The organism is Sulfurimonas sp. ST-27 (genome assembly GCF_048081595.1).
Taxonomy (GTDB): Bacteria; Campylobacterota; Campylobacteria; order Campylobacterales; family Sulfurimonadaceae; genus Sulfurimonas; species Sulfurimonas hydrogeniphila.
In genome coordinates, this window is record NZ_CP182226.1 from 225,307 (window position 1) to 252,288 (window position 26,982).

The 26,982-nt window shown below is 38.2% G+C and carries 20 protein-coding genes; 12 read left to right on the top strand and 8 right to left on the bottom strand.

What is annotated here, in order from left to right; translation table 11 throughout:
* Nucleotides 1-18 precede the first annotated feature (18 nt).
* Both ACM66U_RS01280 and tkt read left to right on the top strand, forming a co-directional pair.
* Entirely contained in the window at nt 19-867 is an 849-nt protein-coding gene (locus ACM66U_RS01280; protein ID WP_418640952.1) for a polyprenyl synthetase family protein, read from the top strand.
* 2 nt (nt 868-869) lie between these two features.
* Nucleotides 870-2,792, top strand: coding sequence for a transketolase (gene tkt, locus ACM66U_RS01285; protein WP_418640953.1), 1,923 nt, complete (start codon nt 870-872; stop codon nt 2,790-2,792).
* 3 nt (nt 2,793-2,795) lie between these two features.
* On the opposite strand, the gene ACM66U_RS01290 is transcribed toward tkt, so the two are convergent.
* The 4 genes from ACM66U_RS01290 to ACM66U_RS01305 all read right to left on the bottom strand — a co-directional run bounded on the left by ACM66U_RS01290 (nt 2,796) and on the right by ACM66U_RS01305 (nt 7,233).
* The gene (locus tag ACM66U_RS01290; RefSeq protein ID WP_418640954.1) at nt 2,796-3,905 is read right to left on the bottom strand and encodes a GGDEF domain-containing protein; all 1,110 of its coding nucleotides are present in this window, start codon (nt 3,903-3,905) and stop codon (nt 2,796-2,798) included.
* Between the two features lie 72 nt (nt 3,906-3,977).
* Nucleotides 3,978-5,870, bottom strand: a complete 1,893-nt coding sequence (locus ACM66U_RS01295) for a putative bifunctional diguanylate cyclase/phosphodiesterase (protein ID WP_151901208.1) — start codon at nt 5,868-5,870, stop codon at nt 3,978-3,980.
* Nucleotides 5,870-6,295 carry a hypothetical protein gene (locus ACM66U_RS01300; protein ID WP_346389209.1) on the bottom strand — a complete coding sequence of 142 codons (426 nt, stop codon included), beginning with the start codon at nt 6,293-6,295 and terminating at the stop codon, nt 5,870-5,872. Before ACM66U_RS01300 ends, ACM66U_RS01295 begins: the two co-directional genes overlap by 1 nt.
* Nucleotides 6,295-7,233, bottom strand: a complete 939-nt coding sequence (locus tag ACM66U_RS01305; protein ID WP_418640955.1) for a hypothetical protein — start codon at nt 7,231-7,233, stop codon at nt 6,295-6,297. The genes ACM66U_RS01300 and ACM66U_RS01305 overlap by 1 nt, the downstream gene beginning before the upstream one ends.
* On the opposite strand from ACM66U_RS01305, the gene ACM66U_RS01310 reads away from it, so the two are divergent.
* The gene (locus ACM66U_RS01310) at nt 7,216-7,404 is read left to right on the top strand and encodes a hypothetical protein (protein ID WP_418640956.1); all 189 of its coding nucleotides are present in this window, start codon (nt 7,216-7,218) and stop codon (nt 7,402-7,404) included. The two genes, ACM66U_RS01305 and ACM66U_RS01310, sit on opposite strands and share 18 nt — an antisense overlap.
* 50 nt (nt 7,405-7,454) lie before the next feature.
* Here the strand turns inward: ACM66U_RS01310 and ACM66U_RS01315 are convergent, their stop codons facing one another.
* The 3 genes from ACM66U_RS01315 to ACM66U_RS01325 form a co-directional block, all read right to left on the bottom strand.
* A complete protein-coding gene (locus tag ACM66U_RS01315; RefSeq protein ID WP_418640957.1) occupies nt 7,455-8,189 on the bottom strand; it encodes a TonB-dependent receptor in 735 nt (244 codons plus the stop codon).
* Nucleotides 8,190-8,286: 97 nt separating this feature from the next.
* Nucleotides 8,287-9,834 (bottom strand): SagB family peptide dehydrogenase, encoded by a 1,548-nt coding sequence (locus ACM66U_RS01320; RefSeq protein WP_418640958.1) that lies wholly within the window; start codon nt 9,832-9,834, stop codon nt 8,287-8,289.
* Between the two features lie 95 nt (nt 9,835-9,929).
* Complete coding sequence (locus tag ACM66U_RS01325) at nt 9,930-10,838, bottom strand: AEC family transporter (RefSeq protein WP_418640959.1); 909 nt, start codon at nt 10,836-10,838, stop codon at nt 9,930-9,932.
* Between the two features lie 55 nt (nt 10,839-10,893).
* Between ACM66U_RS01325 and ACM66U_RS01330 the strand changes: the two genes are divergently transcribed.
* The 8 genes from ACM66U_RS01330 (at nt 10,894) to ACM66U_RS01365 (ending at nt 22,359) form a co-directional block, all read left to right on the top strand.
* Nucleotides 10,894-12,264, top strand: a complete 1,371-nt coding sequence (locus ACM66U_RS01330; RefSeq protein ID WP_151901200.1) for a mannose-1-phosphate guanylyltransferase/mannose-6-phosphate isomerase — start codon at nt 10,894-10,896, stop codon at nt 12,262-12,264.
* A complete protein-coding gene (locus ACM66U_RS01335; protein ID WP_151901199.1) occupies nt 12,265-13,056 on the top strand; it encodes an ABC transporter permease in 792 nt (263 codons plus the stop codon).
* Nucleotides 13,053-14,279, top strand: coding sequence for an ABC transporter ATP-binding protein (locus ACM66U_RS01340; protein WP_151901198.1), 1,227 nt, complete (start codon nt 13,053-13,055; stop codon nt 14,277-14,279). The genes ACM66U_RS01335 and ACM66U_RS01340 overlap by 4 nt, the downstream gene beginning before the upstream one ends.
* Complete coding sequence (locus ACM66U_RS01345) at nt 14,276-15,289, top strand: FkbM family methyltransferase (protein WP_151901197.1); 1,014 nt, start codon at nt 14,276-14,278, stop codon at nt 15,287-15,289. The genes ACM66U_RS01340 and ACM66U_RS01345 overlap by 4 nt, the downstream gene beginning before the upstream one ends.
* Nucleotides 15,274-17,760, top strand: a complete 2,487-nt coding sequence (locus tag ACM66U_RS01350) for a glycosyltransferase family 4 protein (RefSeq protein WP_151901196.1) — start codon at nt 15,274-15,276, stop codon at nt 17,758-17,760. The genes ACM66U_RS01345 and ACM66U_RS01350 overlap by 16 nt, the downstream gene beginning before the upstream one ends.
* 200 nt (nt 17,761-17,960) lie before the next feature.
* A complete protein-coding gene (locus ACM66U_RS01355; RefSeq protein ID WP_418640960.1) occupies nt 17,961-21,527 on the top strand; it encodes a beta strand repeat-containing protein in 3,567 nt (1,188 codons plus the stop codon).
* Between the two features lie 139 nt (nt 21,528-21,666).
* Nucleotides 21,667-21,918 (top strand): hypothetical protein, encoded by a 252-nt coding sequence (locus tag ACM66U_RS01360; RefSeq protein ID WP_151901194.1) that lies wholly within the window; start codon nt 21,667-21,669, stop codon nt 21,916-21,918.
* A 219-nt stretch (nt 21,919-22,137) separates the two neighbouring features.
* Complete coding sequence (locus ACM66U_RS01365; RefSeq protein ID WP_151901193.1) at nt 22,138-22,359, top strand: hypothetical protein; 222 nt, start codon at nt 22,138-22,140, stop codon at nt 22,357-22,359.
* A gap of 666 nt (nt 22,360-23,025) precedes the next feature.
* On the opposite strand, the gene ACM66U_RS01370 is transcribed toward ACM66U_RS01365, so the two are convergent.
* Nucleotides 23,026-23,253 carry a ribbon-helix-helix protein, CopG family gene (locus ACM66U_RS01370; RefSeq protein ID WP_418640961.1) on the bottom strand — a complete coding sequence of 76 codons (228 nt, stop codon included), beginning with the start codon at nt 23,251-23,253 and terminating at the stop codon, nt 23,026-23,028.
* A gap of 72 nt (nt 23,254-23,325) precedes the next feature.
* On the opposite strand from ACM66U_RS01370, the gene ACM66U_RS01375 reads away from it, so the two are divergent.
* Nucleotides 23,326-26,952, top strand: a complete 3,627-nt coding sequence (locus ACM66U_RS01375; protein ID WP_418640962.1) for a DUF4214 domain-containing protein — start codon at nt 23,326-23,328, stop codon at nt 26,950-26,952.
* The last annotated feature ends 30 nt before the right edge of the window (nt 26,953-26,982 follow it).

Sequence of the window (26,982 nt, forward strand, 5' to 3'; positions counted from 1 at the left end):
AAAACAATACAATTTCACATGCAAAACTTCGAACAATTTTTATTAGACAACTTACCGACATCACAAAGTATTCATCCTACATATGAGCGTGCTTTGCAAGATATGCTCAAAGCAGGCGGAAAAAGATTTCGTCCTGCATTGCTGCTGGGTGTTGTCAAAGCCTACAACCCTCTCATGCTTGAATCTGCAAACTATGCGGCCCTGGCTATAGAATTTTTACATACTTATTCGCTTATTCATGATGATCTGCCGGCTATGGATAATTCTCCACTGCGTCGCGGACATCCAACCTTACATGTAAGCTTCGATGAAGTAACGGCAATATTGGCAGGAGATGCTTTAAACACCTATGCCTTCGAGTTTTTGTCCAATGCTCCTTTTTCTGATGAAATACGGGTAAAACTGATTCGTGAGCTTGCAAGCAACGGAGGACTTGGCGGCATGGTGCTGGGACAGGCTATAGACTGTTATTTTGAAAACAAGCCTTTGAAGATAGAAGAGATTAAGATTTTGCATACCAACAAAACAGCAAAACTCATTGCCGCCTCTTTGAAAATGGGCGCTGTTATTGTCGGGCGTGATGATATGGCAGAAAAGTTGTATGACTTTGGTATTAAACTCGGATTGCTGTTTCAAATTCAGGATGATATTCTGGATGTCACACAAAGTTCAGACGAAGCAGGAAAACTGACAAACAATGATGAAGAGAAAAACAGTTTTGTAACGATACTTGGACTGCAAACGGCAGTAAGAGAGGCAGATGCTTTGGCAGATGAGCTCAACAGTGAAATGTGTAATTTTGATGAGAGCTTGTCAGGCGAGTTGTCACCTTTATTAACAAAATACATAAACAGGCACAAGGAATAAAAATGAATGAAAATGCAATGCGTCAAAAGATGGCGAATACGATAAGATTTTTAGCAGCAGATATGGTACAAAAGGCAAATTCGGGTCATCCGGGCGCGCCTATGGGACTGGCCGATATTGCAGTGGTTTTGAGTAAACATCTCAAGCATAACCCTAAAAATCCTTCATGGCTGAACCGTGACAGACTTGTCTTTTCAGGCGGGCATGCAACAGGGCTTATCTACTCGCTCTATTATCTTTGGGGATATGGCTTGACGCTTGATGATTTAAAGCAGTTTCGTCAGCTTGATTCAAAAACACCGGGACATCCTGAATACGGACACACTGAAGGCATAGAAATCACAACCGGTCCGCTGGGGCAGGGAATCGCCAATGCGGTAGGTTTTTCTATGGCATCAAAATATGTCGGTGCACAGGTGAATTCGGATACAGCGAAACTGATTGATCACACTGTCTACTGTTTGTGCGGAGACGGTGACCTGGAAGAGGGTATCTCTTATGAGGCATGCTCTCTTGCGGGACACAACAAACTGGACAATCTTATTCTTATTTATGACTCAAACCGTATTACCATCGAGGGCAATACTGACTTAAGTATCAGTGAAGATATCCGAGCACGTTTTGAATCGCAGTGCTGGGAAGTACTTGAGTGTAACGGGCATGACTATGATGAGATAGACGCAACAATTGCTCAGGCAAAAAAAGCAGACAGACCGGTCCTTATCATTGCAAATACTATTATAGCCAAGGGAGCAGGTCCTCTTGAAGGTTCTCATCATGCTCACGGGGCACCGCTTGGTGAAGATGTGATTGCAGATGCCAAAAGAGGTGCAGGATTTGATCCGGAGAAGAAATTCTTTGTGCCTGAGGATGTGATGGTACGTTTTCGATGTGCCGTTGAAGCGGGTGATCTGGCAGAACGCGAGTGGATACATTCGCTTAAAACTGCTCCTTTAATGGAACAGAATGAAGCACTTGAGGCACTCCTGAATCATGACTTTTCAAGAATACAATGGCCGGTTTTTGAAAAAGCCGATGCAACAAGAAATACAAATGGAAAAATTCTCAATGCCATAGCCAAAGCGATTCCCGGCTTTATCGGCGGTTCGGCGGATTTAAGTCCTTCAAACAAAACATATTTGAATGATATGGGTGTTTTTCCAAAAGGAAAAAATATCTATTTTGGTATTCGCGAGCATGCGATGGCGGCTATTGCCAATGCAATGGCATTGTATGGTCCGCTCATGCCGTTTACTTCAACGTTCTTTGTATTTTCGGACTACCTCAAGCCTGCTGCAAGGATTGCGGCACTGACAGGCATTCAGCAGTTCTTTGTATGGACGCATGACAGTATCGGTGTTGGAGAAGACGGCCCGACACATGAACCGATCGAGCATCTTTCACAGTTCCGTGCCCTGCCGAACTTTTATGTGTGGCGTCCGGCTGACGGTGCTGAAAATGTTGCAGCATGGAAAACAGCATTGACAATGAAAAAATCTCCGTCTGCTTTTGTATGTTCCCGCCAGGGTCTCGCTATTGTCCCTGCTCCGGTAAAAGGGGAAATAAGCCGCGGAGGGTATCTGCTGGCAAGTGATGAAAATGCTTCGCTGACGCTTATTGCTTCAGGAAGCGAAGTGGAACTGGCACTCAAAACAAAAGAGGCACTGAATGAAAAAGGTCTTTTTGCCAATGTTGTTTCTGTTCCTTGCTATGATTTGTTTATAGAACAGGATCAGGACTATATCGATGAAATTATTCTTCCAGATACAAAAAAAGTAGCCATTGAAGCGGCGCGCGGACTGGAATGGTACCGTTTGGCGGATGAAGTCATCGGCATGGATACTTTTGGCGCATCAGCACCGGCAAAAGAACTGTTTGAGAAATTTGGTTTTACAGTAGATGCCATACTGGAAAAAATCAAATAGACTTTACGAATCCTGACTGACCAGGCTTCTGTTGCGGCCGCTGTATTTGGCGGCATACAGAGCCTTGTCGGCATATTTATAGAGTAAATCAATATTTTTTTCACCATCAAGATGCTCAAGGGTGGCGATTCCTATACTTACAGTCAAAAAATCTGATATTTTAGAGGCTTTGTGTTCTATTTTCAGATTTTCTATAATTGCAGTGAGTTGAGATACCCACTGATGTGTTTTTTCTTTTTCGTTTGAAAGAATGATACCCGCAAACTCTTCCCCTCCGAGCCTGAAAACAAAATCATCGCCTCTTTGTATGTGTTCTTGGAGTACATTTGCTACCTGTATGAGCGTTTCATCACCTTTTATATGCCCGTAATAATCATTATAGTATTTAAAATAATCAATATCCAAAATAAAAAAAGTGATATAAAGATCCTGGCGTTTTGCCAAAAAAGAGAGTTTGTTGATCATATTGTCATAATATCTTCTGTTGTACAAACCGGTGAGCTGATCGGTAACAGACTGCTGATGCAGCTCTTCGCTTCTTTGGCGCTCTTTGGCTCTTGCAAGCTGTAAGTCCTGTTGTGCCGCATCCAAAAGGGCTTCATAAATATACATACAAAGCGTGAGAATTGTAGAAGCAAGGACCAGTCGTACCCAGTCTGTAAAGTGCCACTCTCCTCCATTCCATACATTGATGTAATGGTAGGAAAGAGCAAAAAGAAAGGTATAAAACAGGAGTGAAAAATACAACCCAGCTTTTTTGCCGTTACTGATAATGGCAAAAACAGGAACAAAAATAGTCCAGATTAAAGAGAAATGAGAGGCCTGTGAAATATATGCAAAAACAAGAAAAAAGACAACAACATTGAAAGTCACTATACGGACAGACAGAAGAATATTGCCCGTTTTTTGCATATAAATATAAGAGAGTATGCTGACTACGGCAGAGACGGAGTCTATAATCGCTGCCCAGTACTGCCCAATGAGAAGGTTGATACAGGCAAAAAGTGAAAAGAGAACAATAGTGGCAATCAAGGCAAATTTTATAACAACAGAACGTCTGTTACAAAAATCACTCTCTTTTTCCAGGATAAAAAAATCTAATATTTTATTCATGTAATAATTATATCACAATCATCACATCTTTTTTATATCGGGGGAGAAAAAATTTTAATTTGAACTGAAAATTTATAAAATACTGATTGTCGCTTCGGGCTTGCCCAGATAATATCCCTGCGCATAATCAATATTCATATCTTCAAGGGTTTTTAAAACACTTAGCGAATGGACAAATTCAGCCACAGTTTCAATGTTGAGTGCGTTTGTCAGAGTGAGAATAGACTCTGTAATTGATTTAGAGATGTTTGGTGTATCTATATTTTTGATAATAGAGGCATCTATTTTGACAATGTCTATCGGCAGTGACTGAAACAGTGTATAGTTGGCAAATCCGCTTCCAAAATCATCTATAGCTATTTTTACACCGCAGGCTTTAATGCTTTGCAGGTTTTTTATAAATATTTCACTTGAATTATCGAGTGGTTCATACTCCAGTAACTCTATAATAAGCCAGTGGGCATATTCTTTGTTTTGTTCCAATTCATTGAGAATCAGTGAAAATATATTTTTGTCAATAATATCCGAAAAGTTTAGATTGATACTTATAGAAACTCTGTTCTCTTTGATTTTTTCAAAAACAATGCCTAAGATAGTTTTTGTCAGTAAATTGTATATGTTTGTATGCATGACAACCGGCAAAAATTCCATCGGGGGAGTAATACTGCCGTCTCTGTTTTGAATTCTCACAAGTGCTTCGTATTTATGAATTTTTCTGCTTTTTATATGGAAAATAGGTTGATAATAGCAAACAACTCTTCCCTCTTCTATTGCTTCTTGTACCTCATACACCGGAAGGAGTTTCTGTTTTCCTGCTTCTTTTTGCCTATTTACAGCATCTAATACAACTTGGTTGCGCCCGTCTCTTTTGGCGACATAGAGCATTTCGTCTGCATGTTTGATGGCATCACTTACCGTTTTAAATGTTTGCGGTCTACATGTAACGCCTATGGAAACAGTGATGCGAAGATCCTGGTTGTTATAATGAAAATTTGTAGCAGCAATATTTTCTCTGATTCTCTTTGCAACCTTGCATTCAGAAGCCAGACCTCTGCTTTTCTTGATAAATATGATAAATTCTTCACCGCCGAAACGGATGAGCCTGTCTTCATCGCGGATTGTATTTTTTATAATTTTGGAGACTTCCTGAAGTATTTTATCCCCTGTCTGGTGCCCGTATGTATCATTGACCTGCTTAAAGTGATCTATATCCACCATCAGTATTTTATAGTTTTCTATCTGTACATTGTTTAAAAATTCCCGTAAATAGTTTCTGTTGTATGCTCCGGTAAGCGGATCTGTAAGATTTTCTTTTTTTGTTTTATAAGTAAAATAGAGTTGCAGCAGTATGACAATAAACATGAGAAAAATAGCGGCAAAAATTGAAAAAAGGATTGTCTTCAGCGGTAACAGTGCTTCATGTATCTGTTTTTCTATATTGTTTGAAAAATCTATGGCAATGATCGCTTGCGTTTTTCCGTCTATTACAACAGGATAAAGATAGGTAACCCAAAGAGTTTCCACTTGTTTGTGATAAAAAACATGACTGCGGGCATTTTTCCAGACCTGATCCCATATCTCTTTGTTTACATGCAGTTTCTCTCCAAATTCGCCTTTGTCCTTTTTGCTGCCGTCGAGGAGATATCTGTAGGTTCCCGATTCATCTCTGTAGAGCACAAAAACATATTTGTAAGTATCTGTTGCAATCAGGCTTATTTCCCGTTCCAACTCTTCTCTGAGATACTCTCCCTCAAAAAGTGCATCAAAAAAATTTTCATCTTGCGGCAGCTGCTGTGTTATCTCACGGGATATGTTTTTTGCAAATTCGTTTGCCTGCTGTATAAAGAGTCTGTTGACGTTTGCAGATAATTTTTGTGTCGTATGCTGCAGCGAAAAATAGAGATATCCGATACCAACAGCGATTAAAATAAAAATAAAAAAATATATTTTTGCTAAATTTTTCATCAATAGTCCTCAATATATTCAGACATTGATTTTGGAAGCGTTATATGATATTTTTCCAAATTTCGTTTTATAAAAATAATGTTCGGACGCCCTTTTTGCCAATAAAAACCACCGATAAGACTCTTTTTGTATTTTTTGAATGTTTTATAGTTTGTGGCAAATTTCAAACCATTCAGGTTGCTGGTATTTTCACCTGTACCTAACAGTAATATATCTGCCTGCACAGGTGCTGTGACCAGTTGTATATCTCTTGTTTTTGTAAAAATTCTGTTTGTTGTCTGTGAGTCACTCCATACATATACAACATTTTTGCCCGGAAAAAGCGCCTGAAAAATTGTCTGATATATCTTCAATTCATATTCAATTTGCGAAGCTGATAAAAGCTCTGTTAAAAACAGGAAAAGTAAAAGGTATTTTTTCATCATTAAAATGTGTACTCCACATTCAGAAAAAATTTCTGGTCAGTCACAGGAATCGCGTAGGATACCCCTCTGTATGGCAAAGCAAAGCCGCGGTTTAATATGTTTTCACCACGGAGGCCTACAGAAAAATCGTTTGAGTAGTTGTATTTTACAGCAGAGGTAAAGTCAAGACTGGCTTTTGTATATATATTGTAAAGTGTATAAGAACTCCGATAAATCAGTTCATTGTAAAAATCAAATTTTTTGTACCTGTTGTAAGCACGGATTGTTGTTTCAAAAGCAGGTGAAAAGTTTGTATCTTTACTGTTTCGCCCAAAGTCAATATTGCATACAATTTTATTGTCAAGATCAAACTTATATCTGTAACCCATTTCCAGGAGCTCTTTGTATATGTCCTCCTTGCTGTTTACCCAGCCATATACCGTGCTCGGATCATAAACAAGTGTATCTTTGAGCGTGGCATGAACAAATTCCAGGGAGAATTTATGCTTTTTGGAGTGATCCTGATAATAGACTCCTGTTGTAAAGAGATCCATTTTTGGCGCATTAAGTTGAGGATTTGCCCTGTATGGAATATTTTGGGGATTGTAGAGTTGATAAAAAGCAAGGGGAATGTATGTTTTACTGTATGAAAATTTAAATCGGGCCCTTCCTGCGGCTTTGACAAAACCGATTTTTGCAAGGTATTCATTCTGCGATTTTACATCTTTTTGATAACGAAAAAAATCTCCTTTCACAGAAGCCAAAATATGCGTGGTATCGTTGACGGCATAGGTGTCTTCTGCATAGAGAGAAACCAGATTCAGGCTGTTTGAGAGTTGGTTTTGGTGTCTGTATGTCAAAGCGGTGTCATAATAGTCGCCTTTGGCCGTAAAAGCTTTATATTTGTAAAAAGATCCTATAAAAAGAGTATTGGCATCGTTTTGAAACTTTTTTTCCAAAATGACAGAAAAGATGTCATCATTAAATTTTATATTGTAGCTATTGATGAGAGGGGCATTGGCAATACGTATGCCGTTTTCATCATTGTATTGTCTGTTGTATTCAAGGTTGTCGTAGGAGATTTGCAGTTTGAGTCTCTTGGGAAATTTTTTTGTAAGATGTATGTATAACTGTTGGGCATCAAGTCCTCCTCCCTCGGGTGTTTTGTGTGTTCCTATCCCTATAAAACTGTCATTTTTTTATAATATTTTCCAAATTCCAGTTTATAATCTTTATAGCCGAGAGAGCCGTAAAGATTGTACCCTTTTTTATCACTTTTAAAATCATATGTTTTGTTGTTATAGGTGTTATGATACGTTTTTCTGCGTATATTGTCACTGTTGGCATAAGCAAAATAGCTTATACCGTTTTTTGTGATGTCGGTTGTATAGATGTTGGCATCATAGCCTCCTCGCGAATCGCCTATAATCCTTACTTTTGAACCATTGTCACGCGCCGCATCTTTTGTGTAGAGTTTGACTATGATTGAAGCATTTTCATTTCCGAACTCCATGGAAGAGGTTGCTTTGTAAATTTCTATGTGGTCAATATACTCTATAGACATCTCGCCCCAGATTAAAAACCCGCTTCCAAAAGAGCTGGATGTCATATCATGGTCATTGATGTAAATTCTTGAAAAAGTGACAGGTGTACTCTGGGCAGAGGCCGTTGTGAAAAGTGTCAGGTTGTTTGCCCCTCTCTTGAGATAGAGACCCGGTACTGTTTTTAAAACATCCAGAAGGTTATGTGCCTGCATTCTTTCAAGGTCTTCTCTTGTATATATCTCAAGAAATCCCGAGGTGTCTCTTTTTGTTACTTTTGAGAGATCAGACTCTTTTTTGTAGGCATCAAGCAGAGAATGGAGCTCCTGGGAAAAAAGTGCTGTACAAAAACCTATCACAAATAAAAATTTCATTTTCCCGCTCTCCTCATCGTTTTACCGTTTACCATTAAAAAAAGCAATTATAGGGAAGATCCACTTAAAACATATTAAAACAAAATACAGTAAAATTTCAATACGCCGGTGTCGTCTCTATTCTGGAGTCAACATAACCGCGGCCTACCGTAAAATGGTAGAGACTCTGGTAGAGATTGTTTTTGAGTCCCAGCACATTGACATTCATCAGATCATCCAAAAAGCAGCCGATGCCTGTGCCGGAGAGTCCGAGTGATGTGGCTTCAAGATAGAGCTGCTGTCCTATCATTCCGCACTCCCAGTAGAGTTCTTTGTATCTGTGGGCATTAAAGGCAAGCAGTTCTTCGGAGTATCTGCATATCATCCCCAGAGAGAAAGCCCCGTCACTGGCTATATCCTGGTTGCAGCTTATGATTTTGGAAGCTTTGGTAAAATCAGCTGTTTCCAATAGATAGAGGTTTTCAAAGTCTGTTTTTTTCCAAAGAAATGTATCATGAAACTCTTTTTTGAAATGTTCTAAATCTTTTTGGTTTCTTACATGTAAGTAGAGTCCCTGGGCATACTCTTCTACCCGGTGAACAAATATTGCCAGGTGGGCGGCATTGGCTTTGCCGTCAAGTGAGCAGTCTACCGACTTTAGAAGTGTATGAAACTGTTTTTTGGAAATTTTGGATTTTTCTTTATCCATTACATGGACACTTCTTCTGCCCAGTACAACCTCTTTTGACTCACGGCTCGGCTCTCTTGCAACCTTGCATCTGTCTGTCTGTACCTGTGGAATCTGCATCACTGAAGTTGCTTTTTCAACTTCATCTATAATCTTCCACTCATATACTGAAGGGCTGAGCTTGTTTGCTGTGCCTTCATATTTGTTTGGAAGCGCGTCTGTCAGCGGTGCAACATCCAGGCCTGGGGAAATCTCTTCTTTGGAAACAATCAAAAGCATATCAGGCTTTTCCTCTTCAAAAAATCTGTTTTTTTGGTCAAGCCCGATGATTTTCGCTATTTGCGCATCACTGACACTCTCAACTCTTGTAATCTTCCAGCCAAGCATTTTTGCAGATACTGCAAGTGCCTGCCAGGCATGTCCCGCATCGAGTTGGACATAACGAAAGGCACGCTCTCCGTACTTCCATGCTTCACGCCAGGCAATGCTTGAAAGTGCAACGACAAAACTCTCTTTGGGGAGGGTGTCAAAAAAATCACTCTCAAACTCAGTCAGAATTTCCAAAGAATGGTTTTTTGGCGCATAATGGGCTACGGTGCTTTTTGTATTTTCCGATATCGGAGGCAATACAAGATAGGTCTCGGTAGGATGCAGGTTTCCGCTTGAGGCATTACACCGTACAGCCCAGGAACTGCCGCCGGAACTTTTCCATGCGGCAATGCCCATAGAAAACTGCAAGAGTTGAGACAGGGACTCTAACATCAGTGGTGCAGAGGGTAATTCCTCATCCAAAAGAGAATAGGGCGGTGTGGGATTGTCAAAACTCAATGCAAGTGCTATGCTCTTTGTCCCCTGATACATACGAAAAGGATCAGGCTGTGTCGCCCAGTCCATATAGCCTAAAGATTTTGCATATCTTTTTTGGGAGTGTTTGGTTGTTTCATGGTAGTGAAACAGTGTCTGGAGTTCTTTATTCATGCCCGGAGTGTAATATTTTTTGCTTAAAAGTTTCCAGCGTTTTAAAAATTAATTTTTTTAAGTAGATTTTTTTAATGCAATCAACGCACTCATCGTTAAAGATATTTGAGTATGGAAACACCAAAAAAGACAACCCCCAAAAATAAAACAGAAGAGAGAAACACCAAAGCCGTCACAAGTTTGGGTTGACAATCATAGAGTGAAGCCAGGTTGACATTGGCAACGGCGAGCGGCATCAGCAGTTCTATAAATATAATGCCTTTTATCATCGGTGCCAAATCGATATTGTATAAAATGACAAAAGCGACAAGCGGCAGCAGGACAAATTTGAGTGACATAACCCAGCCAATGAGTTTTTTGTTGATTGAGCGTATTTTAATGTCATACATGTAGATGCCAAACAAAAACAGCTGCATGGTCATGGAAGCATAGGCACCCATCATCAGCATATTCATAACGGCATCCGAGGGTGTATAATGATTGACACTGAGTACAATGGCAATGATTGCTGCCCAGAGAATAGGGAGTTTGAAGATGTTTTTCAGGGATGTTTTGGCATCAAAATTCCCGCGCGAATAAAAATAAACCCCTACAGTGTAGACAACAAAAACATTCACAAGGTTGACAACCGTTGTGTAGGGAATGGAAGCTTCCCCGAAAACAGCTATGTTTAAAGGGATGCCGAGATTGCCTGTGTTGCCTATGACGGAAGCAACCATGGCAATGGAGTACTCTTTTTTGTCTGCAAACAGTTTTGCGGCAAAAAGAGCAGACAACACAAGCACAAGCACAACAATGACAAGATAGACAGCAGGGGCATAGAGCAGGGTAATATCTACAGGATGCAGCAAAAGCCCCCAAAAAGTCAAAAAAACCTGGAGAAAATAGACATTTAACAGTGTAATGGTTCTTTCGTCTATCTGTTCTTTAAAGCTGCGTTTGGCGATGTATCCCATCACGATAAAAACATAAATACTGAGAATGGAAAAAATTATGGAACTCATCCTGCAATTATACACTTTTTGGCTAAGTTTAAATTTTTTTGTGTAAAATGCTGTTATGATAAATATAATTTTATGTGGCGGAAACGGTACAAGACTCTGGCCCATCAGTCGCACCCTGATGCCAAAACAGTTTGTAAAACTCTTTGATGACAAATCTCTCTTTCAACTGACACTGCAAAGAAACAAGACTACATGTAAAGAACAGTTTATTGTCTCAAACAGTGAACAGTATTTTTTGGCACTCGATCAGCTTGAAGAGCTGGACTGCATACAAAACAGATTTTTACTTGAACCTCTAGGCAGAAATACCGCACCGGCAATCGCACTGGCCTGTTTTGCGCTGGATGCACAGGAAGTAGTTCTTGTCTCTCCCTCTGATCATCTCATCAAAGATGAAAAAAGCTATCAAGAGGTACTTATGCAGGCAAAAGAGCTGGCACTTCAAGATACCCTGGTGACTTTTGGTATCCGACCGACATTTGCAGAAACAGGCTTTGGCTATATAGAAGCAAACGGTGAAAATGTTAAAGCATTTCATGAAAAACCGGATCTGCAAACAGCACAAAGTTATGTCAAAGCAGGAAACTTTTACTGGAACAGCGGTATGTTTTGTTTCAAGGCAGGTGTCTATCTTGAGGAGTTGCAAAAGTATGCCCCCGAGATTTATGCCGCCGCAAAAAAGGCTTTTGAGAATGCAAAAAATTCTGATTTTATACGTATTTCACAGGCAGATATGGAAGCAATCCCGCAAGAGAGCATAGACTATGCCGTGATGGAAAAAAGCGACAGGGTAAAGGTAGTTGCAGCAGACATAGGCTGGTCAGACCTTGGCAGTTTTGATGCCCTCTCTGAAGAGTTTGAAAAAGACAGCAACGGCAACAGTAAAAATGACAATCTCATTGCTATTAACTCAAAAGACAATTTCGTCTATGCCAATGAACGCCTGGTGGCACTTGCCGACATAGACAACCTTATAGTGGTTGATACACCCGATGCCCTGCTCATTACAAAAAAAGGCAATTCGCAAAAAATAAAAACCATAGTAAAAGAGCTCAAAGGAAGAGAAAGCAACCTGCATCACATTCATCTCACGGCACACCGCCCGTGGGGAACCTATACTGTTTTGGAAGAAGACAAAAAGTATAAAACAAAACGCATCATCGTCAAACCGGGCAAACGCTTGAGTCTGCAAAAACATTTTCACCGCAGTGAACACTGGATAGTAGTCGAAGGTATGGCACTTGTCACCATAGGAGACAAAGAGGTTTTACTCAAACCAAACGAATCCACCTACATTCCTATGGGAGAATTGCACCGCCTGGAAAACCCGGGAAAAGTAGATGTGATTCTTATCGAGGTACAGGTCGGAGAATATCTCGGAGAAGATGACATTGTCAGAGTTGAAGATGACTACAAAAGGATTTAGGTGTCACATATAAAAAATTTATGGAAATACAGACATTATATACTTACCTCGATAAAATCAGAATTCGTTACAAAATTTATTAGAAGCAAACTGGGCGGTTTATGGATTGTTTTAAATCCTTTGGCCCAGGTTGCGATTTATGCTTTGGTGCTTTCTGCGGTACTTGCGGCAAAACTGCCGGGTATAGACAGTAAATATGCCTATGCCATATATCTTATGGCAGGTATTTTAGGATGGAACCTTTTTTTTGAAATTATTACAAGAATGACAAATGTTTTTGTTGAAAATGCAAATTTACTTAAAAAAATGGCTTTTCCAAAAATGACTTTGCCCTTGATTATTATCGGAAGTGCCATCATAAACAATATTTTACTGTTTTTTTCGATTCTGCTTGTTTTTGGTTTACTTGGGCATACTATTTCTACAGCAGTTATTTGGATTATACCGCTCACATTGATAACAGTTTTTCTTGGCGCTTCTATGGGCTTGTTTTTGGGTATAGTAAATGTTTTTATTCGCGATACCCAACAGATAGTACCGATTATTTTACAGTTTTGGTTTTGGTTGACACCTATTGTCTACTCTTGGAGTATCATTCCTCAAAAATATCTTTATTTGGTAATGCTTAATCCTCTAAGTGGTATTATACAAGGCTATCAAAATATTTTAGTCTATAACAAACAACCTGAACTTTCAGTTTTGTTCTATCCATTGGTTTTAGGTACTTTTATTGCCATGCTTTCATTGTATATGTATGCACGGGCAAATGAAGAAATGGCGGATGTGTTATGAATGATGTTATTTTAGAAGTTCATAATGTAACGAAAGTATATAAAATGTATGCAAGTCCCTGGCAGCAAATTGCAAGATGGTTTGGCTACACCCCAAACAGTATGCATCTCTCTACCATTTTGCAAGATATCTCTTTTTCTGCCAAGAGAGGAGAAACCATAGGTATCGTCGGCCATAACGGCGCAGGCAAAAGCACACTGCTCAAAATCATAGCAGGGACATTGAAATTAACCTCAGGAAGAATTGTCAAGCAAGGCTCGGTTGTTGCTATACTTGAACTTGGTATGGGTTTTCACCCGGATTTGACAGGACGCCAAAATGTTTACCATACGGCAGGACTGATGGGATTTTCAAAAAAAGAGATTGACAATGTGATGGATGATATAGAAGCATTTGCCGAAATAGGCGAAGCTTTTGACGAGCCGGTACGTATTTACAGCAGTGGTATGCAGGTACGTGTTGCGTTTGCTATAGCCACAGCATATCGTCCGGATATTTTAATCGTAGATGAAGCGCTCTCTGTAGGTGATGCCTATTTTCAGCATAAAAGTTTTGCAAAAATCAAAACTTTTCAAGAAGAAGGTACGACAATGCTCCTTGTTTCTCACGATAAAAATGCCATAGTTTCCATCTGTGACAGAGCCATACTTTTTGAAAAAGGCAAAATTGTTCAGGACGGCGATGCAGAATCGGTCATGGATCTATACAATGCTCTTATTGCAAAACAGGAAGATACAAAACTCAAACAGGTACTTTTAAAAAATGGAAAAAAGCAGACTGTCTCAGGAAACGGACTTGCACATGTGGCTTCCATAGAGCTGTTTGATGCCCAAAACAACCCTACCGATACCGTTGCAGTAGGTGATCAGGTTACTTTGAAAATCAAAGTAGATGTACATAAAGATTTGCCTTCCCTTGTTTTGGGGTACTCTATAAAGGACCGGCTTGGTCAGGTAGTATTTGGTACAAACACCTGGCATACCAAACAGGTGATATATGATCCAAAACAAGGAACTCATTTTGAGTTTGACATAAGTTTTGAGGTTATTTTCGGAGTAGGCAACTACTCAGTACAGGTGGCTCTTGTAGAAAATGATACTCATCTGCAAAATAATTACGAATGGATAGATTTAGCACTGATATTTGAAGTAATCAATGTCAGGCAACAGTTTTTTGTAGGTATGGTGTGGAGTCAACCAAAAATAAGGATAAAAAATATATGAGCTTTGTAAGTTACAGTCAAAACCTCGAAGATGTAATGCTTCACAGAGCATTACAAAATGTAAAAGAGGGCTTTTACATTGATGTCGGCGCCAATGATCCATTGCATGACTCTGTCACGAAAGCGTTTTATGATGCAGGCTGGCAGGGTATCAATGTAGAACCGGAAAAAAAATTCTTCCAACGATTACAGGAAAAAAGAGTACGCGATATCAATCTTAATTATGCAGTTAGTGCCAAGATGGATGAAATTACATTTTTTGTCAGTGATGTCAGAGGACGTTCAACAACAAATCCCGACATTGCGCATGCAAAAAATGACAATACTTTTTCGCAAAAACCTGTAACCGTTAAAACTGTCACAATTGACGATTTAGTACAACAGTATGCACCTAAAACAATCCATTTTTTAAAAATAGATGTAGAAGGTGCTGAAGAAGATGTATTGCAAAGTGTTTCTTTTGAAAAAGTACGCCCATGGATACTGCTTGTGGAAGCAACATTGCCGGGAACCAATGAAGATATATCGTCGAAATGGGAACATCTCATCATACAGCACAACTATACACAGGTCTATTTTGATGGCATAAACAAATACTATCTTGCGAATGAAAAAAAAGAACTTGCAAAACATTTTTCTTCTCCGCCGAATATTTTAGATGACTATATTCAGTATGAACATAAAAGAGCATTGCAAAGAGCTGAATATTTCTCTTTAAAACTGCAAAATGAAAGAGAAGCATGGGAAAAAACACATAACAATCTTTTACAGGAGATTAATGAGCTTAAAATACGTGAAGCAGAACTCTTAAACAGTAAATCATGGAAGATTACAAAACCTTTGCGAACTTTCTTTTCTTATTTTAAAAAAACATCTCCTGCTTTAATACAGCAGACAACACAGACACAAAAAGAAGAGAAGAAAACACAAAATGTGTATCCGAAAAACTTTGAACAGCTTAATGCAGACGCACAAAACATATACAAGGAATTATCTTGCGAATCGTCATAGATGTACAGGGCATACAGAGTGCCAGTAAACACCGTGGTATTGGAAGATACTCTCATTTGTTTGTGACAAATATCCTTCAGCTTTTTCAAGAAGAAAAAGAAGCAGATATATGGCTCGTATGTAATGAAAACCTGCTTACATATGAGGAAAATTTTATAGAAGAGTTTACACACTATATTGATAAAAGCCGTATTGTAAAATTTAAGACGCCTGTTGCTACAAATGAGAGTAACCCTGAGAATTTACACAGAACGACGAGAGCAAAAATTATACGTGAATATTTTTTAGCCTCCCTCTCCCCCGACCTTGTACTTGTGACAAGTCTTTTTGAAGGTTACCATGATGATGCAGTCGTTTCTATAAACGAATATGTAGGGCATATACCCACTGCAGTGATTTTATATGACCTGATACCTTTGGTGCATCAAGAAACATACTTGAAAACAGCCGTGCAAAAAGATTTTTATGAGAGAAAAATTGCCTCTTTGAAAAAAGCAGATTTGTATTTAAGCATATCAGAGCATTCAAAACAAGAAGCTGAAAAAATGCTGCATATTCAGGTAGATAAAATTGTGACAATACATACAGCAATAGACAGTACTTTTAAGCCTGTAGAAATGCTTGAGGAAGAAGAAGAAAATTTTTTCACACATTACGGACTGCAAAAAGATTTTATTTTTTATGCACCGGGCGGTTTTGATGCAAGAAAAAACTTTAAACATCTTATAGAAGCATATGCAGCTCTGCCTCAAGAGTTACGAACTAAGCACCAGCTTGTCATTGCAAGTAAATTGACCAAAGAAGCAAAAGCAAACCTGTCGGCACTTGCAAAAGAAAATACATTAAGTGCTACAGAGTTTAGACTTTTAGGTTATGTCAGTGATGCTGACTTAAAAACACTTTACACTCTGTGCAAAGTTTTTGTATTTCCCTCTTACCATGAAGGTTTTGGACTGCCCATACTTGAAGCTATCTCCTGCGGTGCTGCCGTTATATGCTCAAACACCACAGGCATACCTGAAGTTATAAACAACAAAGAGGCACTGTTTGATCCTTCTGATGTTGAGGCTATAAAAAACAAACTGCAAGAGGCATTGACATCACAGGCATTTTTACTTGATTTAAAAAGATCAGCCGTTTACCAGGCAAAAAGATTTTCTCCAAAAACAGTTGCCCAAAAAGCAAAAGAGGCACTGCTTGCGTTGGCAAAAAAAACACAGACAACAAATGCGTTACATGTAAACAGCGAAAATTTACTTCAAAGACTGCAAAAGTTTACGTTACAATGCACACAACAAGAACGACTGCAACTTGCATATGCAATGTCTCTCAACCAAAGAGTACATGCCAAACCCCAACTACTCGTAGATATCTCAAAACTGGCAAAGGTGGATGCCAAGTCTGGTATACAAAGAGTAGTGCGCAGTATTCTTGCCACTTGGATGAACATGTCACAAAACTGTTTTGAGATACAGCCCATTTATTTTGACAAAAATTGTTACAGATATGCAAACAGCTTTAAAACAAAGTATTTTGACATAATGTCAAAGAGTTCTGATACCCCGATAATTGTCAATACTCAGGATGTCTATATATCACTTGACCTTAATGCGGACATTATTGATGAAACAAATATCTGGCATGAGTATTTTAAAAAAATCGGTATGCAACTGCACTTTATAGTCTATGACATTCTTCCTGTGACAAATCCTCAGTGGTGGCCGAAGGGAACTTCGGATGTTTTTGCCAACTGGCTACAGACCATAAGTAAAACCGCTACTTCTTTGATAACCATCTCTCAGACTGTAGAAAAGGAACTGAAAAATTGGCTCATGGAGCATACCGCACAGCCCTATCCAAAAACAGCCTGGTTTCATCTGGGAGCAGATATAGACAAGAGTCTGCCAAGCAAAGGTCTGCCTGACAATGCCAAAGAGACATTGCAAAAGCTTGCAAAGTACCCGTCTTTTTTAATGGTAGGAACCATAGAACCAAGAAAAGGACACATGCAAACCATCAAAGCCTTTGAAATACTTTGGAAAGCAGGAGAAAAGCTCAATCTTGTGATAGTAGGTAAAAAAGGCTGGCTCGTAGAAGAACTTTATACATATATGATGGCACATCCCCAAAAAGAAAAACATCTTTTTATCTTAGAATCTATAAGTGATGAGTATCTCGATGAGGTATATAAAACAGCAATAGCAGTACTTATGCCAAGTGAGGCAGAGGGCTTTGGGCTTCCGCTTATAGAAGCTGCACAGAAAAATAAACCAGTTATAGCAAGAGATATCCCCGTGTTTAAAGAAATAGCCGGCAACAACATCAGCTATTTTCCCAATACCAAAGAACCTGCAGATATTGCAAAAACACTGCAAGACTGGATCAAGTACAAGCAACAAATGTTAAATAAAAATAATATTAAATTTTTAACATGGAAACAAAGTGCACAAAAATTATTAGAATTGCTATAAGAAGACTTGATTATAAATAAAAATATGCTATAATCATTGCAAGTATTTTTAAAATACTATCGATAGTTAGGGTAGTTTTATATCTTCTATAAGATAATGGATTTACCTTTTAAGTGGTGCACCTATTTTGAAAGGTTGTCTTCTAGTAGATAGATTTTAAAATTACAAAAAATTTAAAAAGATTCCTGAGGAGGAAATACATGGCATTAGATCCCATAGAAACTGCGAGAGTAGAAATAGCGAAAATTTATATAGCGGCTTTTGGTAGAGTCCCTGACGCAGGCGGGCTTGACAACTGGTATAACCAATATGCTGCTGGTTTGATGACATATGATGAAATCGCTCAAGATTTCACAAATCAACCTGAATATCAGGCAACGTATCCGGCTATTATGACAAACAGTGAGTATATTACAGCTATATACAACAATGTATTTGGAAGAGCTCCAGATGCAGGTGGACTGCAAAACTGGGTAAACCAGCTTGATGCAGGCGTACTTGACAGAGGTAACATTATGTACTCAATGTTACAAAGTGCAGCAGAACCGGGCAATGATGACGGTGTTCGTTTAGAAAATATGGCTACTTTTGGTATTCAGACTATTTTAGACAAAGTACCTACAGATGTTGCTACTGCAGAGTTGGCAAACATTACGGCTGACCCTGCAACTGTTACGGCTGCTGAGAGTGCGGTTGCTACTGCAGTAAACCCTGGTGAAACTGTTGCTTTAACAACAGGTGTAGATACACTTACAGGTACTGAAAAGAATGACACGTTTAATGCCATCATAGACGGTACAAACTCAACACTGACACCACTTGACACTATAGACGGTGCAGGCGGAACAGATACTTTAAATATAAATGAAGTAATAGCTGCACCTTTACCAACTGTAACAGTTTCAAATGTAGAAACTATTAACCTCCGTTCAGCAGGTGCTGCAACGATTGATACTTCAACAGGTTTTACTGGTCTTACGACAATGAATGTAACACAAGGTACTAGCGCAACAGTTACTGCAGCTACAACAACAGATGTTAATGTTTCTGGAATTTCAGGAGCTATTGCTGTTAATGGTGGCAAGACTGTAGTTGTGAATGATGCGACTGCTGGTAATGGTATTACTATCGGTGCAGCTACTGCTCCTGCAGGAACTATAACTATCACCGATACAGATAATACTGGAGCAAATACTATTGATGTTGATGGTGGTACAGATGTTACTATTACAACTACAGCTGACAAGGCAACTAGTGCTGCTATTAATGTAGGTCAAGGTGGTGCTGCGACAGATTTACCAACTGGTGCTGTTGTTGTTACTCAAAACACAACTTCAGATGGTACAGCTGCAACTGCTGGTAATGTTACTGTAACTGGTGGTTCAACAATCGACATTACTGCAAATATGACAAATACAGCAACCACAGGAAAGGGTGCTGATATTACTGCTGGTATATATACTGCTATTGCAGGTGATGCTACAACAGAAGTAACTATTACTCAAAATGCAACTGCTACTGATCTTGCAGCTGTAACTACTGGTAATGTAACAGAAACTGCCGCTATTACATTTGGTGCACTTGCTGCAGGTGAAGCTGCATTAGTGGGTGTTACTGGTGGAGCTACATGTGGTACAGATTTAACTTTTATAGCAACAAAGGCTCTAACAGGTGCTGAAGTTGCTGCTGCATTTGCTGAGCTAACTGCTACTGATACACAAGCCGCTGGTGGTATAACTGCTAACGGTTACTTTACAGGTACTTTGGATGCAGGTTGGACATCAAGCGCTGTATCAGGCTCAACAGTAACATTTACTTCAACAACGGCAGATACTGATGTTCCCAATTTAGAAGTTTATACTGATGCAGATGGTGCTGGTGCTGCTGATGATGGTGCTGCTGATGATGCAACATTTGCTGCGGTAACAACAGCTGGTGCTGCTGGTACAACAGTTGTTGCTCAAAATATTTCAACTGATTACGGAGTAGTAGTAGTTGATGATAACGCAACTGCTTCTATCACGACTATTACATTAGATGGATATGATACTGCGACACTTGGACTTGGTGCTGGTGGTAGCTTAGATGCTTTAACTACACTAAACTTATCTAATAGTACAGGTGCAAATGCCTTAACAAGTACTTCTACAACTTTAACAGCAAATTTAGATGGTATTACTGGAGCAACTAATCTTGGTGGTAACGTAGCAACTTTGACAGTTAATACTTCTGGTACAGCGACTTCAACAGCATTAACAGCTGGTGGATTAAAATACTTAACTGTAAATGCTGGTGCTAACTTAACTGTAACCCCTACATCTATTGCTGCATTAGAGACACTTACTGTAACAGGTGCTGGAAATGTAGCGATGGGTGATATATCTGCTGCAACAACGACAATTACTGCAGGAAGTGCTACAGGTGCAATCTCGGCAACAGTTGATGGTACTAAAGCTACTGTAACAACTGGTTCTGGTAATGATAGCATTACAGTTGACACTGCTACTCAAACTAAAGATATTGACTTAGGTGACGGGGATGATACATTAACATACTCTACTGCCACAATGGGTGTTCCAACTGGTACTACTGATGGTGGAGCAGGTACTGATACAATTGCGATGACCTCTTCTTCGGCTCAATCATTAGACGCAAACACTAACTTTGCATCAGCAATTACTAGTTTTGAAAGATTGACTATTGTTGATAGAATTGATGTTACAGGTGGTGTAACTATTGATACTAAAAACCTTGGTTTTGCTGATTATGTATCTTTAGCTGGTGGTACGGATGATAGCACTGATGACTCAGGTGGTGCAGATGATGGTGATACTTTGACATTAAGTAATATGGCTGCAAATGCAACTGTTGTATTAAGTAATACGCAAACCGTTTCAACTGGTGATGCAAATGATACAGTAGCTGTCGTTGCTACTTTAGAAGATGCTACTGGTTCATCAGATGTTTTCAATGTTATTGTAGATGTTGAAGATGCTACAACAAATGTTGGTACATTAACTGTTAATGATGTTGAAACTATCAATATAACTGCAAAAGGTCTATTTGCTGATACTGATAACAATGGTATTGATGATACTCCTGATGTCGGTACACTTGATTTAAATGCAGATAGTGTAACTACACTAAATATTGATGGTTCTGCTGATTTAACATTAAGTGGAGGAATGGGTAATTTAACAACTATAAATGCTTCCGCAATGACTGGTGCATTAACAGTTAGTTTCTCACTTGCAAGCATGACAGTTACTGGTGGAGCTGGTGATGATGTTATTGGTATTGCAGCGACTGCTGATAGTGCAACTGTAAACGGAGGTGCTGGTGCAGATACATTTAATGTTGATGCTGGTGCTGACTTAGTTGTATTGACTGGCGGAGCTGGTGCAGATACATTTAGCTTTGCTGGTGGAAGTACAAACAAAAGTAACTACGCAGTAATTCAAGGTGTAGATAGTGGTGACACTATTAGTATAGGTGTAGCTGATGCCTTTTCAGCTACTCAAATTACTTTGGCACAAGGTGCAACTGAATCAACGCAGGCATATCTTGATCAAGCAGTGACTAATTTAGCTCTTAATGAGATGGGTTGGTTCCAATATAATGGAAATACTTTTATTGTAGCCGATCTTGGTTCGGACAGTAGTAACTCATTTGTTGATGGTACAGATGCAGTTGTTATGATTACAGGTCTTGTTGACCTTGGTACTGATGCATCATTCAATACTGCTGGTACATTAGAAATAGCATAATTTTTCTAACGACCACACATTAAAACTTCCTCCTCCCCTCTTGGGGATGAGAAGTTTTTTTCAAACTAACCTTTCTCCCACAGAATAAGCATTATGTTACTCCAATCATTTTTTATCTTTTTTATTGTATAATAATCTTATGACATTACAGGAACGGAAAGATAAAGTTGATATTATTGCTAAACTAATTGATTCTCTTTATAAAAAATTGATTATATTATTAGCAATTGATGGAGCGTTTGGTACATATGCGCTAAAATATATAGCAGATTCAAATATGGTTGGATATGTATTTGCTGTTATTTTTATATTTGTATCAATAGCAATTTTTGTAACTTATATAAAAATGAATTTATCAACTAAAAAACTTGAAAGGATATCTGATGAATGAAATAGGAATCTTAATAATACCACTAGGTTTTATATTTGCTGCTATTATAGGTTTTTTAGCTGTTAAAAAGCATTGGAAAATTGCAGACTGGGTTTAATAAAAAAAAGGTGCCAGGCACCATTTTGCCATTTTGTGCATTTTCTTAAACTAACCTTTCTACAAGAATAAGCATTATGTTACTCCAATCATTTTTTATCCTTTTTATTGTATAATTATCTTATGGAAAAAATAAAATTAAAAATTGAAATTTTAAAATATAAGATTACTTTATTTACAACTACATTAGGAGCAGGTATATTTTTATTGATAAATAAAGAAAATATACTTAAATCCATTGATGAAATTATTTTTTATTCTGTATTATGGTTTTTATTGGTATATGGCATTGTTGGTTTTGTTAACAACTTATTTAAATTAAATCAAGAGGAGAAAAAGATATGAATAATTATGAAATATTTATAGGGATTAGCATGTTATTAGGTGTTATATATGTAATATGGTCTAATAAAAAAGGAATTGATCATACATTTATGTAACAGACAAAACAAAACAAAAAGGGTGTCAGGCACCATTTTGCCATTTTGTGCATTTTCTTAAACTAACCTTTCTACAAGAATAAGCATTATGTTACTCCAATCATTTTTTATCTTTTTTATTGTATAATTGTTTATGGCTAAAATAGATAAACCAAAAGAAAAGCTTGGTGAGACATTTATGATGCTTGCAACTTATTATTAGTATTATTTCATTTCAATACTTATATGCAAAAAGATAATTACAGTATTGGTGTTGTTTTATTATCAGTTTATGGTATAGTAAATTTGTATTTAATTGGTTATTTACTTATCAAAAAAGCTAATGAGGAATGAATTATGGAACTAGCAATAGCAGTTATAGGAACTATAGCTTTGGCTGTAGGCTTAAAACTTATATCTAAACCGCATAAACCAAGTCACTAAAAAAAGGTGCAGGCACCATTTTGTTAAACTTCTTTTCTGTGAGCAATTCTAATGAGAGTAATCACGAGTTCGAAAATTAGTTTTTGATTTTGTGTATCAATTTTTGCTAGTTCTTTAAAAGTAGCTCCTGAAACAATAATTTTGAACATTAATTAAGTCCAAGTCTTTGTGCAAGCTCTTCCAGAGAGTAAACTTCAGTTTTTCCAGCTTTAAGCTCATCAATTCGTTTATCAGAAATCATCTCGTCAAGTGTGTCAAAATAAGTGCTTACAGCTTTCTCAATGATATATGTACGAGAACGCTCAAGTTCTTGAGCATAAGAATCCAAATCTGCTAATAATGTTTCATCCATTCTTATATTTATAGCTTTTTTCATAATGTATCTTTTTGTATCTACATAATACTACAAATATTTATAAAATTCAAGTGAACTCACTGAAACAAAAATTTGCATTATAAGATTTATTATGATAAAATTCTTACAAGGCCTAACAAGCGTAAATTAAATATCATTCCATTCGGAGGAAAAACCATGGCACTAGATCCAATAGAGACAGCAAAAGCAGAGATAACAAAAATATATATAGCGGCTTTTCATAGAGTACCAGATGAGGCTGGTTTACAAAACTGGTTGAATCAATACACAGCTGGGCTCATGACATATGACCAGATAGCGGAGAACTTCACAAGCCAGCCTGAGTATTTGGCAAAATATCCGGAAACTATGACAAATGAAGAATATGTAACTGAAATATATAATAATTTATTTGGAAGAGCACCAGATCCTGAAGGCTTAGTAAATTGGACAAATCAACTTAATGCAAATGTCTTCGATAAAGGGACGCTAATGTATGCTATGCTTGAGACTGCAGCATCACAACCAAATAATGTTGACAGTATTCGACTTGAAAACATGGCTACTTTTTCACTTAATGTTCTTGCTTCTGGTGTTTCTCCGGTAGAGGCAACAGCACAATTAGATACCATTACAGCTGATCCGACTACAATTACAGCAGCTGAAGATGCTGTAATTACACCAACACAAACAACTCAAACTGTAACAACCACAATAGAAACAGCAGTCCCTACACCGGACACAACACCACCGACAATGGCATCGGCAACCGTCAACAGTGATGGTGATATCGTAATCACGTATAATGAAAATGTAGGAGGCTCTCTAGCAGAAGCGAGTGATTTTGTTGTTACTGTTGATGGGGCTACCGATGCAGTCCTAAATGCAAGTGTAGATCGTTATATCGTAACACTTACCATGGCAACAAAAATTTCAGGTGCTTCCACAGTGAACAGTATTGTTTATACTGCTGCAAATGGTACACCAAACTCCATTCAGGATGTAGCTTCAAATGCAGCAGCTACACAAACTTTAACAACTATTACAAATTACTCATCTTATTTAACTGCAGCAGAAGCCCAAGCAGCTTACGATTTTGACAATGGAGCTACCTACCTTGTCGCCGATACGGCAGCAAATCTTGCCAATCCTGCTGTTATATCTGCAGCAGCACTCGGACAAGCTACAGATATAGGAGTGACAGATACAGGAACAGTTACCGCTGCAGATCTAAATACAATAGATAATGCAACAACAGCTACCATTAGTGCAAATAGCGTGACTGGTGTGACTGGTACTTCAACTGAGGTAATTACGCTTCTTAATTCTATCATTACTCTAAATGGTAGTGAAGCTATTACACTTACAGATGCTGCTAATTCAACAATATTGGCTGCAGATTTATCAGCCATAGATGCTGCTACTGGGGCGGTAACGATTACAAATTCAGTAACTATTGACGGAACTGCAGACGGTGCAAGCACAGCAGACTTCATAGATGTCAGTGGAATTACATTTACATCAGGAAGTGTAACTATTAACGGTAACGATGGGAATGACAGTATTATAGGCGGAAGTGAAGCTGATATCATTGACGGTGGTACAGGGAATGACATCATTCGTGGTGGTGCTGGAGTTGACACTATAACTGGTGGTACAGATAATGATACTCTTGTTGTACTTGGTGCTATAGCTTCGGGTGACTATACAGCAGCTGATGTAACAACAGGAACAGGTGCTTATGCACTTGGACTTACAGATACAATAGTAGCAGGTGTAGCGACAAGTGATTCTGGAGTTGACGGGACTGAAGAAACATATGACGGTGGAGCAGGCACAGATAGCATAGAAATTTGGGGTACAGCGGATTTAAGTGCAGCAAATATATCTGGTATAGAGAGTATAAATACTCACTCAGACTTGACAATAGGTGCCGATCAACTCCTTACACTATTTACAAATAATAGTGTAGCAGTAACTCTAAATATGCTCGATGATGCTTCAACTATCAACATCACAAATGTTAGTCAAGATGCTGGGATGTCATTGCTAAATGCTTTTACACCGGCTATAGATACTAGTGTAGTAGATTTAACTGTTGGAACTCCAACTATTGCATTTGATATGTACACACTAAGTCAAATCACTCCTACTTCATATACTATTAAAGCAAATGATATGTTTGACTTAGATTCAAGTGATGGTTCAGATACACTAACAGATGCAGCAGGTGAAAACTCTGTAATGTTGGCTGATGGTTCTACTCTTACAACTGTCAATGCAGGTGATGGTGATGATATTATAATGGTTCAAGCTATGAGTACAAATGTAACTGTAAATGGTGGTGCAGATGATGACATTTTAGTATTTAGCGATACAGATGGAGCAACTACAGACTTAGACAATGTTACAAATGTTGAAATTATCTCTTTAAGTGGTGGTGCAGCTACGATTACAACTGTTGATGCATTTAACGATATAAATGTACAACAAGCAGGAGTTACAATTAATGCTAAAGATATAACTGGAGCATTAACTTTTGATGCTTCTAACGAAACAAGTAGTAGTGGAACAATTACTGCAGCAGGATTTTTTACTGTTATGGGTTCTGCACAAGCGGATACTATAACAGGTGGTGATGGTAGTGATACCTTCTATGCAGATGATACAGATGTTATAGATGGTGGAAGTAACTATACACTTGATAGAGCTAACGGAAGTAATGGTGATACAGTAATTTTTGATGCAGCAGTAGCTAGTGCAAACTTACTTGATACCAATTTAGCAAATATTGAAACTATTGTTGTAACAGATATAGGAGCTGATGGTACTGAAGTATATGACTTCTCTGCACAAAGTGAAAGTTTATTTATCAATGTTGTTGCAGGAAAAGATAATGCAGGAGCTGATATAACAACAGGTACAACCATTAAAGGGGGAACAGCAGCAGATACTATCATTGGTGGTGCAGGAGATGATACTATTACTGGTGATGCTGGAGATGATATTATTATACTTGGAGCTGGTGCAGATACAGTCACTGTTGATGCAGGAACAGACTCCCTTAGTAACCTTGCTACTGCAGATACTTTAACTGTTAATGCTAGTGCAATAGCAAATATTACAAGTGCAAATGGTAATATATTAGATATGACAACACTTACAGGTTATACAAACAACGGAACAGTTGTATTAAATAATACAGGTGGAGCAACTGCAGCAATCAAAGGTGGTGCAGGTATTGAGCAAATTATTGCTGGTGCAAATGGTGATACTATTACAGGTGGTGCTGGTGCTGATGCTATTACAATGGGTACTGGTAATGATACTGCCATTATAGCAGCTGCAGGAGATACTGGAACATTAACCTATAGTGATGTTGATAGTAGTGGAACTGTAAATGATACAGATACTGTAACAGGTGCATTTGATGTAATTACAAGTTTTACGACTTATGCTTCAAACAATAATGCAGATGGTGATGATTTAGTCATCTCATCTGTAAATAGTGCATCTGCAAGTGGTGATATTCTTACAGGTTTGAATGCAAATGAATATCAAATACTTCAAGGAACTTGGGATGCTACAAATGCGAAATTTACTATAGATAGTACAAATGGAACAGACCAACTTATAGCATTTGATGATGGAACAAACGATGTTGCTGTTGTTCTCTTAGGTATAACTGATTTTGATGCTACACAAGATTTTGGACAATAATTTATAATTTTATCCAAAAAAGGTGCCCAA

What these genes read in the sequence shown, in the direction of transcription:
- ACM66U_RS01280 (WP_418640952.1), top strand. Translation starts at nt 19, where the DNA reads ATGCAAAACTTCGAACAATTTTTATTAGACAACTTACCGACATCACAA.
- tkt (WP_418640953.1), top strand. Translation starts at nt 870, where the DNA reads ATGAATGAAAATGCAATGCGTCAAAAGATGGCGAATACGATAAGATTT.
- ACM66U_RS01290 (WP_418640954.1), bottom strand. Translation starts at nt 3,905, where the DNA reads ATGAATAAAATATTAGATTTTTTTATCCTGGAAAAAGAGAGTGATTTT.
- ACM66U_RS01295 (WP_151901208.1), bottom strand. Translation starts at nt 5,870, where the DNA reads ATGAAAAATTTAGCAAAAATATATTTTTTTATTTTTATTTTAATCGCT.
- ACM66U_RS01300 (WP_346389209.1), bottom strand. Translation starts at nt 6,295, where the DNA reads ATGATGAAAAAATACCTTTTACTTTTCCTGTTTTTAACAGAGCTTTTA.
- ACM66U_RS01315 (WP_418640957.1), bottom strand. Translation starts at nt 8,189, where the DNA reads ATGAAATTTTTATTTGTGATAGGTTTTTGTACAGCACTTTTTTCCCAG.
- ACM66U_RS01320 (WP_418640958.1), bottom strand. Translation starts at nt 9,834, where the DNA reads ATGAATAAAGAACTCCAGACACTGTTTCACTACCATGAAACAACCAAA.
- ACM66U_RS01325 (WP_418640959.1), bottom strand. Translation starts at nt 10,838, where the DNA reads ATGAGTTCCATAATTTTTTCCATTCTCAGTATTTATGTTTTTATCGTG.
- ACM66U_RS01330 (WP_151901200.1), top strand. Translation starts at nt 10,894, where the DNA reads ATGATAAATATAATTTTATGTGGCGGAAACGGTACAAGACTCTGGCCC.
- ACM66U_RS01340 (WP_151901198.1), top strand. Translation starts at nt 13,053, where the DNA reads ATGAATGATGTTATTTTAGAAGTTCATAATGTAACGAAAGTATATAAA.
- ACM66U_RS01345 (WP_151901197.1), top strand. Translation starts at nt 14,276, where the DNA reads ATGAGCTTTGTAAGTTACAGTCAAAACCTCGAAGATGTAATGCTTCAC.
- ACM66U_RS01355 (WP_418640960.1), top strand. Translation starts at nt 17,961, where the DNA reads ATGGCATTAGATCCCATAGAAACTGCGAGAGTAGAAATAGCGAAAATT.
- ACM66U_RS01360 (WP_151901194.1), top strand. Translation starts at nt 21,667, where the DNA reads ATGACATTACAGGAACGGAAAGATAAAGTTGATATTATTGCTAAACTA.
- ACM66U_RS01365 (WP_151901193.1), top strand. Translation starts at nt 22,138, where the DNA reads ATGGAAAAAATAAAATTAAAAATTGAAATTTTAAAATATAAGATTACT.
- ACM66U_RS01370 (WP_418640961.1), bottom strand. Translation starts at nt 23,253, where the DNA reads ATGAAAAAAGCTATAAATATAAGAATGGATGAAACATTATTAGCAGAT.